Source organism: Acidovorax sp. SUPP3334 (assembly GCF_030159055.1).
Classification (GTDB): domain Bacteria; phylum Pseudomonadota; class Gammaproteobacteria; order Burkholderiales; family Burkholderiaceae_C; genus Paracidovorax.
In genome coordinates this window covers 164,321-176,579 of the sequence record NZ_BQXQ01000005.1, presented here as the reverse complement: position 1 = coordinate 176,579, position 12,259 = coordinate 164,321, and the positions used below count along the sequence as shown (strand labels likewise).

Sequence of the window (12,259 nt, the reverse complement as noted above, 5' to 3'; positions counted from 1 at the left end):
TGCTAAGCACTAGTTCCAAAGAACTTGGCACTCGCCATCAAACGCCCACGCTTATCGGCTGTATATTTTTAAGGAACCGAAACCAGAATTTCTTCTTTGTTTCAAACTCTACCGCAATCAGCAGAGCCTCTAATTATAACAGGTTTTTTAAAGTCCCGTCAAACTCGAAGGTCTTTCGTCGTTTTAATTAATTGCCGCTTTCGGCAACTAATCCAATCAGCGAAGCCCCGAATTATATACCGAATTTTTACCCGGCCACAACTCAAAACCAACCTTTCTTGTCAGCCTCTCCAAGCAACTCTCGCCGCCCTTCGACCCTGCCAAGCCCGCTAGTATAGCCCACAAAACTCATCCTCGTAGGAGGATGACCACAGAAAAATCATTTGCCGCCTACAGCCATGATTTCGACCTCCAACGCATCAACAAACAGCGAGGCGACATCGCACCCCGTCTGGTCGTAAATTTCCTGGAAGCATGTGGGACTGGTAACGTTGATTTCAGTGACGCAGCCGCCAATCACATCCACTCCAGCCAACAGCAATCCTCTGCTCTGAAGAACGGCGCCAAGCGAAGTAGCGATTTCGTTGTCGCGTAAGGTCAGTGCTTTCGCCACACCCTTGCCTCCCGCCGCAAGATTGCCCCGCACTTCAGTGCCTTGAGGAATCCGCGCCAAGCAATAAGGAACAGGTTTCCCGCCAATGATGAGTACACGCTTGTCACCATCCACGATCTCAGGAAGGAACTTCTGGACCATCACGCTCTGAGATCCGTCCTTATTGAGTCCGCCCTGAACAATTCTGCTCTCAGCAGCAGACAGGTCGGCGGTCACCGTGTGCGGCGATCAATGCCGCGATGACCGCCTGCATCGGCAGCCCGAATCGGGCGCAAAAAAGCCGCAGCGCGGCCAGGATCAGGCGCAGGTCGTGCCCGGCACCGCACATCACCGCATGCAGCGCATCGCCCAGCGCGCCCTTGAGCGGGTTGCGGGCAAGTCGCCCATCCATCTTCATGTGCCCAATGGCGGGCTCGATGGCACTGCGCCTTTTGATCATGGCCTTGAGCGTTCGCGTGATGCCACGCTTTTGGCCTGACAACTGCTTGGCTTGCGCGTAGCGCCCGATCTGCGCGGCCAGCTTGACCAGCGGGTGACGCATGTTGATCAACTCGTCCAACCTTGGACGGAACAGCTCGGCCGTTTGCGGCTGCGAAGGCTTCGGACCCATGGAATCTCCGGAGGAATTTGCAAGAAAACAGGTATTGGCAGAACCATACCTTGCAAAGGCTGCGGCCATCAACCCCAAGAACTGCAAGCAAGATCAACAACTTGCGAATTGTTCAGGACGGACTACATAACCCTGGCGCGCCGGCGTCTCAAAGCATGGCACGCGATCACCACGAAAGAACTCATGCACAGGAGCATGGGCGGCGTGCAGAGGATTGTGAAAGGTGAGCATCGTCTGTCAGGTTCGAAGTCGAAACCACTCATTGTGGCCGAAGGCCAAGGTGGCACGTGCGAACAACGATCAAGCAACAAAAAACCCCTGCAGACGAGGCCTGCAGGGGTTCAATATGGTGGGTGATACATGGATCGAACATGTGACCCCTGCCGTGTGAAGGCAGTGCTCTACCGCTGAGCTAATCACCCGTGTTATCTTGCGACAGGCCAGCGATTATGGCACAGCTTTTTCTGCCTCGGACTCAACACGCCAAATTGTTTTGCCTCCGCTTGCCTTGTCGATCTGAACGAGTGTCTCTTCATGCAGGGACAACTCTTGCTCGCTCGCTGTCAGCACTTGCAAAACCATGGCGCTCAAATCGACTGGAGCCACACGAATGCCGGACTTGACCTCGCTCTCTTCGTCGGAGATGAGCAATGGATCTTGGCCGCGCGTCAAGTTGATGTAGACGTCTGCCAGCAGTTCCGCGTCCAGAAGGGCTCCATGCAAAGTACGGGCCGAATTGTCGACCCCCAGCCGGTCACACAATGCATCGAGCGAGTTGCGCTTGCCGGGAAACATCTCCTTGGCCATCACGAGCGTGTCGGTCACGCTCTCTACATAGGTCTTGAACCCCGGGCGGCCTGTCAGCTCAAGCTCTTTGTTAAGGAAGCCGACATCGAATGCTGCGTTGTGGATGATGATTTCAGCTCCCTGCAGATATTGAAGGATGTCATCAGCCATCTCCGCAAATTTCGGCTTGTCCCTCAAGAACTCATTGCTGATGCCGTGCACCTTGAGCGCATCTTCATGGCTGTCACGGCCTGGATTGAAGTACAGATGCAGGTTGTTGCCTGTGAGCTTGCGATTCAGCAATTCCACGCAGCCCAGTTCGATGATGCGATCCCCACCCTCTGCCGACAGACCAGTGGTTTCGGTGTCCAGAACGATCTGCCGCGACATCAGTGATTCTCCTTGGCATGATTGATGGTGTATTTGGGTATCTCTACCGTTACATCGCTCTGAGCCAGGATGGCCTGGCAGCTGAGCCGGGATTGCGGCTCCAAGCCCCAAGCCCTGTCCAAAAGATCTTCTTCTTCCTCTTCGGCTTCATTGAGCGAAGCACCGCCCTCTCGCACGATCACGTGGCAAGTCGTGCATGCACAACTCATATCGCATGCGTGCTCGATCTTGATGCCGTTGTCGAGCAAGGCTTCGCAAATTGAAGTACCGGACGCAGCGGTGATCTGCGTGCCTCCTGGGCAGTATTCGGAGTGGGGCAATATTTTGATGACAGGCATTGGACTGGGTTGTCTCGATTAGAGGTTCTGCACATTCTTGCCGCCAAGGGCTTGCTGAATGCCGCGATTCATTCGCTGCGCCGCAAACGACTCGGTACCATGGGCCAGTGCTTGGGTCGCTGCTTCGATGATGGCGGCGTCATCCAGATCACGCGCAATACGCAACGCTTCCAGTAGCTCACTGATTGCGTCGCGTTCAGCGGCATTGAGCAAGTCAGCATCGGCCTCCAATGCGCTTTGCGTAGCCATCAACATGCGGTCCGCGTCCACCCGTGCTTCGACCAAGGCCCGCGCGCGCATGTCTTGCGCTGCGGTAACGAATCCTTCTTGCAGCATCCTAGCAATATGGTCGTCGGACAATCCATAAGACGGTTTGACGTCGACACGCGCTTCCACGCCACTGCCTTGCTCTTTGGCACTGACGCTCAACAAGCCGTCGGCATCGACGGTGAACGTGACCCGAATGCGGGCTGCTCCAGCTGCCATCGGTGGAATGCCACGGAGTTCGAACCGGGCCAAGCTTCGGCAGTCAGCCACCAAGTCCCGCTCGCCCTGGACCACATGAACAGCCAAAGCCGTTTGACCGTCTTTGTAGGTGGTGAAGTCCTGCGCCTTGGCAGTGGGAATGGTCTCATTGCGGGAAACGATTCGCTCCACCAGCCCGCCCATGGTTTCGATGCCTAGCGACAAAGGAATCACATCCAGCAGCAGCATGTCGCCGGATGGATTGTTCCCTGCCAACTGATTGGCCTGTAGAGCCGCACCCAGAGCTACCACTTCATCAGGATTGAGATTACTCAAGGGCTCCGAACCGAAAAACTCTCGCACGGCATGCTGCACTTGGGGCATGCGTGTCGAGCCCCCCACCATCACTACGCCTTGAATTTCCTGTGGTGGCAGTTGGGCATCGCGAAGAGTGCGCCTTGCCGCAGCAATCGAGCGCTGGGTCAGCCCTGCGGTAGCCATCTCGAAGTCGGAACGCCGCACCTCCGCTGCAATACTCACGCCCGATACTTCAGCAATGAAAGTGCTGGAATCTGCAGCGCTCAGCGCCTCTTTGCAAGCACGAGCGGCCAGACGAACTTCCGCTTTGTCTTGCGGCGTTGTTGCCGCCACGCCCTTTTGTTGCAGCACCCATTCAGCCAGCGCCGCGTCGTAATCGTCCCCACCCAAAGCGGAATCTCCACCAGTGGCAATCACTTCGAATACGCCTTGTGTCAAGCGCAGAATGGAGATGTCGAATGTGCCGCCACCCAGGTCGTACACCGCGTAAACGCCTTCGCTCGCATTGTCGAGCCCATAAGCGATCGCTGCCGCAGTTGGCTCATTGATGAGGCGCAAAAGGTTCAAACCAGCAAGGCGTGCCGCATCCTTGGTGGCTTGGCGCTGTGCGTCATCGAAGTAAGCCGGCACCGTAATGACCGCGCCGTGGATCTCGTCGTTGAAGGAGTCTTCGGCACGGTAGCGCAGCGTCGCGAGAATTTCGGCACTCACTTCCACTGGCGACTTAACCCCATCTACCGTTTTCAAAGAGACCATGCCGCCTTCGACGCCCTCTGACATCAAAAACTCGTAGGGAAGCTTCTCTGGATGAGCCACGTCTTGCAAGCCGCGCCCCATGAAGCGTTTGACAGAAGCAATCGTATTGCGGGCATCCGAAGCTTGCGCCGCCGCAGCCTCATAACCAATCTGCCGCTTCCCCTGACCCAGATAACGCACGACAGATGGCAGCAACACTCGACCTGCGCCATCTGGCAAACATTCGGCCACACCATTGCGCACCGCTGCTATCAAGGAATGCGTTGTGCCCAGATCGATCCCGACGGCAATGCGCCTCTGGTGTGGATCGGGTGATTGGCCAGGTTCTGAAATCTGTAAAAGCGCCATGGGTTCTTTTTTTGAGGTGCAGGTGCGGCAACAAGGTGGCTGCCGCATCCATTTGGTCGACAGAGGACAGCTATTGTCTTAGTGCGTCCCGGCGGCGATCAATATCGTCCGCAAATCGCGCAATGAACATGAGGGCTCTGACTTCGTTGGCAGCCGCAACGTAGTCATGCTGGATGTCCAGCAATTGCTCGCAACACTGCAGCGCAGTTGAACGAGCTTGCAGGACGGTTTGATCCAATTCATCAAATGCAGAGGCGCTGGCTGCATCGTCCAGAGCTTCGCGCCACTCCATTTGCTGCATCAAAAACACAGTTGGCATGGCCGTGTTGTCTTCAGCCCTTATAGGAGCACCGCCAAGCTCGCAGAGGTATGCAGCCCGCTTAAGGGGGTCTTTGATGCGCTGATATGCCTCGTTGATCCGCACCGACCATTGCATTGCCTTGCGCTGCGCCGCAGCGCCATGCATGGCAAATCGGTCCGGATGCGCCTCACGCTGCAACTCTTTCCACCGCGCATCGATGAAGGATCGATCCTGGGCAAATTGGCGTGGCACGCCGAACAATTCAAAGTCGTCGGATTGAAGGTTCATGTCAAGAAAAAAACCGCCAGCACGGAATGCGTTGGCGGTTGATAGGCAACGGTGAAAGAAGTGTCAGACCCTAAAGCTCTCCCCGCATCCGCATCGATCCCGCTCGTTTGGATTATTGAATTTGAAACCTTCGTTCAAACCCTCACGCACAAAATCAAGCTGGGTCCCATCGATGTAGGCCAGACTTTTCGGATCGATGAGAACTTTCACACCATGGTCTTCGAAGACCATGTCTTCCGGACCCTGCTCATCCACATATTCCAGCTTGTAGGCCAAGCCAGAGCAGCCGGTCGTCTTCACGCCCAGCCGGACTCCGACACCCTTGCCACGGCGAGACAGATAACGGCTCACATGTCGTGCCGCAGCTTCGGTCAACGTGATTGCCATGTCACCATCCGCTCAAGCAGCAGCCATAGCAGAGTGCTTGGCCTTGTAGTCTTGCACGGCTGCCTTGATAGCGTCTTCCGCAAGAATGGAGCAATGAATCTTGACAGGAGGCAAGGCCAGTTCCTGCGCAATTTCGGCGTTCTTGAGCGCTGCAGCTTCGTCCAGCGTTTTACCCTTGACCCATTCGGTGACGAGAGAAGAGGAAGCAATGGCAGAGCCACAACCATAGGTCTTGAAGCGGGCGTCTTCGATCACGCCGGTTTCTGGATTGACCTTGATCTGCAGCTTCATGACGTCGCCGCAGGCAGGCGCACCCACCATGCCCGTACCCACCGAATCATCACCTTTGTCGAACGACCCTACGTTGCGGGGATTCTCGTAATGGTCGATCACTTTGTCTGAATAAGCCATGATGTTTACCTCTTGAATCTGGTGTGCGTCGCGATCAATGCGCGGCCCACTGAATGGCGCTGATGTCCACGCCGTCTTTGTACATTTCCCACAACGGGCTGAGTTCACGCAATTTCGCCACGTTAAGGCGAATAGTGGACACCGCATAGTCGATTTCCTCTTCGGTCGTGAAGCGACCGATGGTCATGCGCAAGCTGCTGTGCGCCAACTCATCACTTCGCCCCAAGGCACGCAGGACATAGCTAGGCTCCAGGCTGGCAGATGTGCAGGCAGAGCCCGACGAGACCGCCAATCCTTTGATTCCCATGATCAGCGATTCGCCTTCGACATAGTTGAAGCTGATGTTCAGGTTGTGAGGGACACGATGCTCCATGTCCCCATTGACAAATACCTGCTCGATGTCTTGCAAGCCGTCCAATAGACGCTTTTGCAACGCCTTGGCTTTCGCCAAGTCTTGCGCCATTTCTTCGCGAGCAATGCGGAAAGCCTCTCCCATACCCACGATCTGGTGCGTCGGCAAAGTGCCGGAACGCATGCCGCGCTCATGCCCGCCACCGTGCATTTGGGCCTCCAGGCGTACGCGGGGCTTGCGGCGCACATACAACGCACCGATGCCTTTGGGGCCATACGTTTTGTGCGACGCCAGACTCATTAGATCCACTGGCAGTGTCGATAGATCAATATCCACCTTGCCTGTGGCCTGAGCCGCATCGACATGGAAGATGATGCCTTTTTCTCGGCACATTGCGCCAATGGCATACAGATCCTGAATGACGCCAATCTCGTTGTTGACGAACATCACGCTCAGCAAGATGGTGTCAGGGCGAATGGCTGCTTTGAGAACTTCAAAATCAAGCAGGCCATTTTCCTGGACGTCCAAGTAGGTCACTTCAAAACCTTGACGCTCCATCTCACGCATCGTGTCCAGCACCGCTTTGTGCTCGGTTTTCACCGTGATGAGATGTTTTCCCTTGCCTTTGTAGAACTGCCCTGCCCCTTTGATGGCGAGATTATTGGACTCGGTCGCTCCGCTTGTCCAAACGATTTCACGAGGATCGGCGTTGATCAAACGAGCGACTTCAACGCGGGCATTTTCAACCGCTTCCTCAGCCTCCCAACCCCACGCATGGCTCCGCGATGCGGGATTGCCGAAGTGCTCCCGCAACCAGGGAATCATGGCGTCCACGACCCTCGGGTCCACTGGTGTGGTGGCACCGTAGTCGAGGTAGATTGGAAAGTGCGGGGTCATGTCCATGGCTGGCTCAGTAAAGTGTCTGGCTGGCGAGAGTCAGAAATCAAAAAATCCGGCGTGTGGCGATAGCCCGGCGCAAGCCGGGCATCCGATCACGATTTGGCGAACACGTTGCCCAACGCGAAAACCGAATTGGGCGCGTTGACGCGAATCGGCTTGACGACCGGCGTGGTGGAAATGGCGCGGCGCACCACAGGTTTGTCTTCGATCTGCACGCCTTTTGCCAGTTGGTCGTCCACCAACTTTTGGAGCGTGACCGAATCCAGGAACTCGACCATGCGCTGGTTCAGTGAGGCCCAGAGTTCATGCGTCATGCAGCGACCTGCTTCGCCCAGGCAGTTTTCCTTGCCCCCACATTGCGTGGCATCGATCGGCTCATCCACGGAGACGATGATGTCCGCCACAGTGATGTCTGCCGCCTTGCGTGCCAGGGTGTAGCCGCCACCAGGTCCGCGCGTGGATTCGACGAGCTCATGTCGGCGCAGTTTGCCGAACAATTGCTCCAGGTACGAGAGCGAAATTTGTTGCCGCTGGCTGATCGCCGCCAGAGTGACAGGGCCATTGTTCTGGCGCAGGGCCAGATCGATCATGGCGGTGACCGCAAAACGGCCTTTGGTAGTGAGACGCATCGCAAGCTCCTTGTCTTCAGGCTTGTTCGTTATAGAAACGCCCCGAGGCAACATGATTGCCGCCTGAGGCACCGTCTCCGCCCCTAACTCCGTGTCTCACGCTTGAAGGCAGAGACTTGGGAGCCCTTCATCGTTGGGCTGTTTTGTTGAGTACTTCACCCAAGTATAGCACAAATCCCTATTGTTTTTGTCGGGTAACAAAACCCATCAGTCACTTTTCCTCCCGATCCGTCGCTGGCGAGGCCGTCACAACGCAACGTGATCGCCGCCTGCCGCTCCGAAAGCCTGTGCCTTGAGTTGCCCCAATTGATCGCGAACCCGCGCTGCTTGCTCGAACTCCAGATTCCGGGCGTGCTCCAGCATGAGCTTTTCCAGTCGCTTGATTTCTCGGGCAACGTCTTTTTCGGACATATCTTCAACCTGCGCCCGGCGCATCGATTCCTGCTCCAGACGATCCGCTTCCTTACCGGCTTTTTCGCTGTAGACCCCGTCAATCAGGTCTCGCACCTGCTTGACAATGCTACGCGGCGTAATTCCGTGCTCTTCGTTGTGTGCGATCTGCTTGATGCGCCGTCGTTCCGTTTCACCGATGGCTTTTTTCATGGATTCGGTGACGCGGTCGGCGTAGAGGATGGCCTTGCCATTCAAGTTACGTGCAGCGCGGCCAATCGTCTGGATCAAACTCCGCTCCGCCCGTAGGAAGCCCTCTTTGTCGGCATCCAGGATCGCCACCAGCGAAACCTCGGGAATGTCCAAGCCCTCACGCAGCAGATTGATGCCCACCAGCACGTCGAACGCGCCAAGACGCAGGTCGCGGATGATCTCCACGCGTTCGACGGTGTCGATGTCCGAGTGCAGATAGCGCACCTTGACGCCGTTGTCGCTCAGATAATCCGTCAATTGCTCGGCCATCCGCTTGGTCAGCGTGGTGATAAGCACGCGCTCACCCTTTTCCACGCGGATGCGTATCTCCTGCAACACGTCGTCCACCTGGTGTGTGGCGGGGCGCACTTCGACTTCTGGGTCGATCAGCCCGGTGGGTCGGACCACCTGGTCCACCACCTGCCCCGAATGGGTCTTTTCGTAGTCGGCCGGTGTGGCCGAGACGAAGATCACCTGACGCATCCGCGTCTCGAACTCCTCGAACTTGAGCGGCCGGTTGTCCAGTGCCGACGGCAATCGAAAGCCGTATTCGACCAAGGTCGTTTTGCGGGAGCGGTCGCCGCTGTACATGGCATTGAGTTGGCCGATCATTTGATGGCTCTCGTCCAGGAACATGAGTGCATCGCTGGGCAGGTAATCCGTCAGCGTGCTGGGCGGATCGCCCGGCGCAGCGCCCGATAGATGGCGCGTGTAGTTCTCGATGCCCTTGCAATGCCCGACTTCGCTGAGCATTTCCAGATCAAAGCGCGTTCGCTGCTCAAGGCGCTGCGCCTCCACCAGCTTGCCTTCAGACACGAACTGACCCAGGCGCTCCGCCAGCTCGAGCTTGATCGTCTCCACCGCCGTGAGCACCTTGTCACGGGGCGTCACGTAATGGCTGCTCGGGTACACCGTGAACCGTGGAATCTTCTGTTTGACGCGGCCGGTGAGCGGATCGAACAGCTGCAGGCTTTCGATTTCGTCGTCGAACAATTCGATGCGGATGGCCAACTCGGAATGCTCGGCCGGAAACACATCGATGGTGTCGCCGCGCACGCGGAACTTGCCGCGGCTGAAATCTTGCTCGTTGCGCTGGTACTGCATGCGGATCAACTGCCCGATCACGTCGCGCTGGCTCAGCTTGTCTCCCACGCGCAGCGTCATCACCATGCGGTGGTAGCTCTCGGGCTCGCCGATACCGTAGATCGCCGAAACGGTGGCCACGATGACCACGTCGCGCCGTTCCATCAGGCTCTTGGTGCAAGACAAGCGCATCTGCTCGATGTGCTCGTTGATCGCCGAATCCTTTTCGATGAAAAGGTCGCGCTGCGGAACATAGGCTTCCGGCTGGTAATAGTCGTAGTAGCTCACGAAGTACTCGACAGCGTTCTTGGGAAAGAACTCACGGAATTCGCTGTAGAGCTGGGCGGCCAGCGTCTTGTTGGGCGCGAAAACGATGGCCGGGCGCCCCATCCGCGCAATCACGTTGGCCATGGTGAATGTCTTGCCGGAGCCCGTCACTCCCAGCAGGGTCTGGAAGACCTCGCCGTCCTTGACGCCTTCCACGAGCTTATCGATGGCCTCGGGTTGGTCGCCCGCCGGGGGATAGGGCTGATACAGCTCGAACGGCGAGTCCGCGAAGCTGACGAACTGGCCGGTCACGGGTTCTGAGATGACTGGGTGCATGGTGTGAGGGTCCGCTTGCGTGGGCCGCTAAAATCTGCGGTTGACCCGAAAGCCTATCGCAGCTTGGGGCGCAACGTCAGATTTCCAACCTCCAAGGACTATTCAATGTCTCTGTTCACCGCCGTCGAAATGGCCCCCCGCGACCCGATCCTGGGTCTGAATGAGCAATACAACGCGGACACCAACCCGAACAAGGTCAATCTCGGCGTGGGCGTGTATTTCGACGACAACGGCAAGCTGCCCCTGCTGCAATGCGTTCAAGCGGCCGAAAAGACCATGATGGAAAAGCCCGCCGCGCGCGGCTACCTGCCCATCGACGGCATCGTGGCCTATGACAACGCCGTGAAGGCCCTGGTGTTCGGCGCGGACAGCGAGCCCGTCACTTCCGGCCGCGTGGCCACGGTGCAGGCCATCGGCGGAACGGGTGGACTCAAGATCGGCGCCGACTTTCTGAAGAAGGTCAGCCCCGACGCTAAGGTGCTGATCTCCGATCCGAGCTGGGAAAACCACCGCGCGCTGTTCACCAACGCCGGTTTCGTGGTCGACACCTACGCCTACTACGATGCGGCCAAGCGCGGCGTGAACTTCGAAGGCATGCTCGCCAGCCTGAACGCCGCTGCAGCCGGCACCATCGTCGTGCTGCATGCCTGCTGCCACAACCCCACCGGCTATGACATCACGGCCGAGCAGTGGGACCAGGTGATCGCGGTGGTCAAGGCCAAGGGCCTGACGCCGTTCCTGGACATGGCCTACCAGGGCTTCGGCCACGGCATCGCCGAAGACGGCGCGGTGATCGGTAAATTCGTCGCCGCCGGCCTGAACTTCTTCGTCTCCACCTCGTTCAGCAAGAGCTTCAGCCTGTACGGCGAGCGCGTGGGCGGCCTGTCGGTGCTGTGCGCCGACAAGGAAGAAGCCAGCCGCGTGCTGAGCCAGCTCAAGATCGCCATTCGCACCAACTATTCCAACCCACCCATCCACGGCGGCGCTGTCGTCGCGGCCGTGCTCGGCAACCCCGAGTTGCGTGCCCTGTGGGAAAAGGAACTGGGCGAGATGCGCGTGCGCATCAAGGCCATGCGCCAGAAGCTCGTCGATGGCCTGAAGGCGGCCGGCGTGAAGCAGGACATGTCGTTCATCACCAGCCAGATCGGCATGTTCAGCTACTCGGGGCTGTCCAAGGACCAGATGGTGCGCCTGCGCAGCGAGTTCGGCGTGTACGGCACCGACACGGGCCGCATGTGCGTCGCCGCCCTCAACAGCAAGAACATCGACTACGTCTGCCAGTCGATTGCCAAAGTGGTCTGAAGACCCTTCGGGTCGTTCTGTCAGCCTTACCCGGTCCGGGCGCAGGGCTGCCTCAGCCGGTAACGCCGCTTTCGACAGCTCGGCCGGCAAGCCCTGAATGGATGGACCCATCGACCCCCGATGCGGTGCTGCGGCGCCGCTTCGTGAGCGAGACGCTCCAGAACCCGCACAACGCGGCCATTCTGGAGCGTTTGCCGCTTCTGGCGTTGCCCGATGCGTGGGGGGTGGCGGGATGCCTGTTCCAGACCGTGTGGAACCTGCAGGCAGGCTTGCCGCCGACGGCCCACATCAAGGACTACGACGTGTTCTATTTCGATGGCTCGGATCTTTCCGAGGCGGCGGAACGACAGGTCCAGGCCCGTGTGGCGGCCCTGTTCGCGGATCTGCCGATCACCCTGGAAGCCAAGAACCAGGCCCGCGTGCACCTTTGGTACGAGCAGTGGTTCGGCCACCCCTACAGCGCCTTGCGGTCCTCTCGCCATGGCATCGAACGATTTCTGGTGCCATGCACTTGCGTAGGCCTGCAGCCTGGCGCCACGGCCGAGGCGGCGCCGGTCCTTCATGCACCCTATGGCCTTGAGGAACTGTATGCCGGCATCCTGCGCCCCAACCCGCAGTGCCCGCATTTCGCGCTCTTTCAGGCCAAGGCCCGGAGCTACCGGGACCGCTGGCATTGGCTCGTGATTGAAGACGAGATGGACCTGCCCGCCTGATCCGCGTCAAGGACTCATGGCCTT

Annotated in this window: 11 protein-coding genes, 1 tRNA gene and 3 pseudogenes; 2 read left to right on the top strand and 13 right to left on the bottom strand. The window is 58.1% G+C overall.

All coding sequences use genetic code 11. The annotated features are described in order from the left end of the window. Positions 1-379 precede the first annotated feature (379 nt). From AVHM3334_RS04325 to uvrB, 13 genes and pseudogenes are all read right to left on the bottom strand, one after another. A pseudogene (locus tag AVHM3334_RS04325) lies at positions 380-781 on the bottom strand (ATP-grasp domain-containing protein); the annotation flags it as partial. Positions 782-803: 22 nt separating this feature from the next. Continuing rightward, positions 804-1,091 (bottom strand): annotated as a pseudogene (locus AVHM3334_RS04320) (IS5/IS1182 family transposase); the annotation flags it as partial. 255 nt (positions 1,092-1,346) lie between these two features. After that, positions 1,347-1,454 (bottom strand): annotated as a pseudogene (locus AVHM3334_RS04315) (histone deacetylase family protein); the annotation flags it as partial. Between the two features lie 116 nt (positions 1,455-1,570). Then, a tRNA-Val gene (locus AVHM3334_RS04310) sits at positions 1,571-1,645 on the bottom strand. Positions 1,646-1,670: 25 nt separating this feature from the next. Beyond that, positions 1,671-2,399: a DNA polymerase III subunit epsilon gene (gene dnaQ / locus AVHM3334_RS04305; protein WP_284409950.1), complete on the bottom strand. Its 729-nt coding sequence runs from the start codon at positions 2,397-2,399 to the stop codon at positions 1,671-1,673. Then, complete coding sequence (fdx, locus tag AVHM3334_RS04300) at positions 2,399-2,737, bottom strand: ISC system 2Fe-2S type ferredoxin (RefSeq protein WP_284409949.1); 339 nt, start codon at positions 2,735-2,737, stop codon at positions 2,399-2,401. Before fdx ends, dnaQ begins: the two co-directional genes overlap by 1 nt. Before the next feature lie 18 nt (positions 2,738-2,755). Beyond that, the gene (hscA, locus tag AVHM3334_RS04295; RefSeq protein ID WP_284409947.1) at positions 2,756-4,624 is read right to left on the bottom strand and encodes a Fe-S protein assembly chaperone HscA; all 1,869 of its coding nucleotides are present in this window, start codon (positions 4,622-4,624) and stop codon (positions 2,756-2,758) included. Between the two features lie 70 nt (positions 4,625-4,694). Beyond that, the gene (gene hscB, locus AVHM3334_RS04290) at positions 4,695-5,213 is read right to left on the bottom strand and encodes a Fe-S protein assembly co-chaperone HscB (protein ID WP_284409945.1); all 519 of its coding nucleotides are present in this window, start codon (positions 5,211-5,213) and stop codon (positions 4,695-4,697) included. A 63-nt stretch (positions 5,214-5,276) separates the two neighbouring features. Beyond that, complete coding sequence (iscA, locus tag AVHM3334_RS04285; protein ID WP_092739252.1) at positions 5,277-5,600, bottom strand: iron-sulfur cluster assembly protein IscA; 324 nt, start codon at positions 5,598-5,600, stop codon at positions 5,277-5,279. 12 nt (positions 5,601-5,612) lie between these two features. Further along, positions 5,613-6,011, bottom strand: a complete 399-nt coding sequence (gene iscU, locus AVHM3334_RS04280) for a Fe-S cluster assembly scaffold IscU (RefSeq protein WP_284409943.1) — start codon at positions 6,009-6,011, stop codon at positions 5,613-5,615. Positions 6,012-6,045: 34 nt separating this feature from the next. Further along, positions 6,046-7,266 carry an IscS subfamily cysteine desulfurase gene (locus AVHM3334_RS04275; protein ID WP_284409941.1) on the bottom strand — a complete coding sequence of 407 codons (1,221 nt, stop codon included), beginning with the start codon at positions 7,264-7,266 and terminating at the stop codon, positions 6,046-6,048. A gap of 89 nt (positions 7,267-7,355) precedes the next feature. After that, positions 7,356-7,892, bottom strand: coding sequence for a Fe-S cluster assembly transcriptional regulator IscR (iscR, locus tag AVHM3334_RS04270; protein ID WP_092739258.1), 537 nt, complete (start codon positions 7,890-7,892; stop codon positions 7,356-7,358). A gap of 246 nt (positions 7,893-8,138) precedes the next feature. Then, complete coding sequence (uvrB, locus tag AVHM3334_RS04265; protein WP_284409939.1) at positions 8,139-10,220, bottom strand: excinuclease ABC subunit UvrB; 2,082 nt, start codon at positions 10,218-10,220, stop codon at positions 8,139-8,141. Positions 10,221-10,325: 105 nt separating this feature from the next. Between uvrB and AVHM3334_RS04260 the strand changes: the two genes are divergently transcribed. Further along, the gene (locus AVHM3334_RS04260) at positions 10,326-11,522 is read left to right on the top strand and encodes an amino acid aminotransferase (protein WP_284409938.1); all 1,197 of its coding nucleotides are present in this window, start codon (positions 10,326-10,328) and stop codon (positions 11,520-11,522) included. A 101-nt stretch (positions 11,523-11,623) separates the two neighbouring features. Continuing rightward, positions 11,624-12,235 carry a nucleotidyltransferase family protein gene (locus tag AVHM3334_RS04255; RefSeq protein WP_284409936.1) on the top strand — a complete coding sequence of 204 codons (612 nt, stop codon included), beginning with the start codon at positions 11,624-11,626 and terminating at the stop codon, positions 12,233-12,235. Positions 12,236-12,259: the final 24 nt, after the last annotated feature.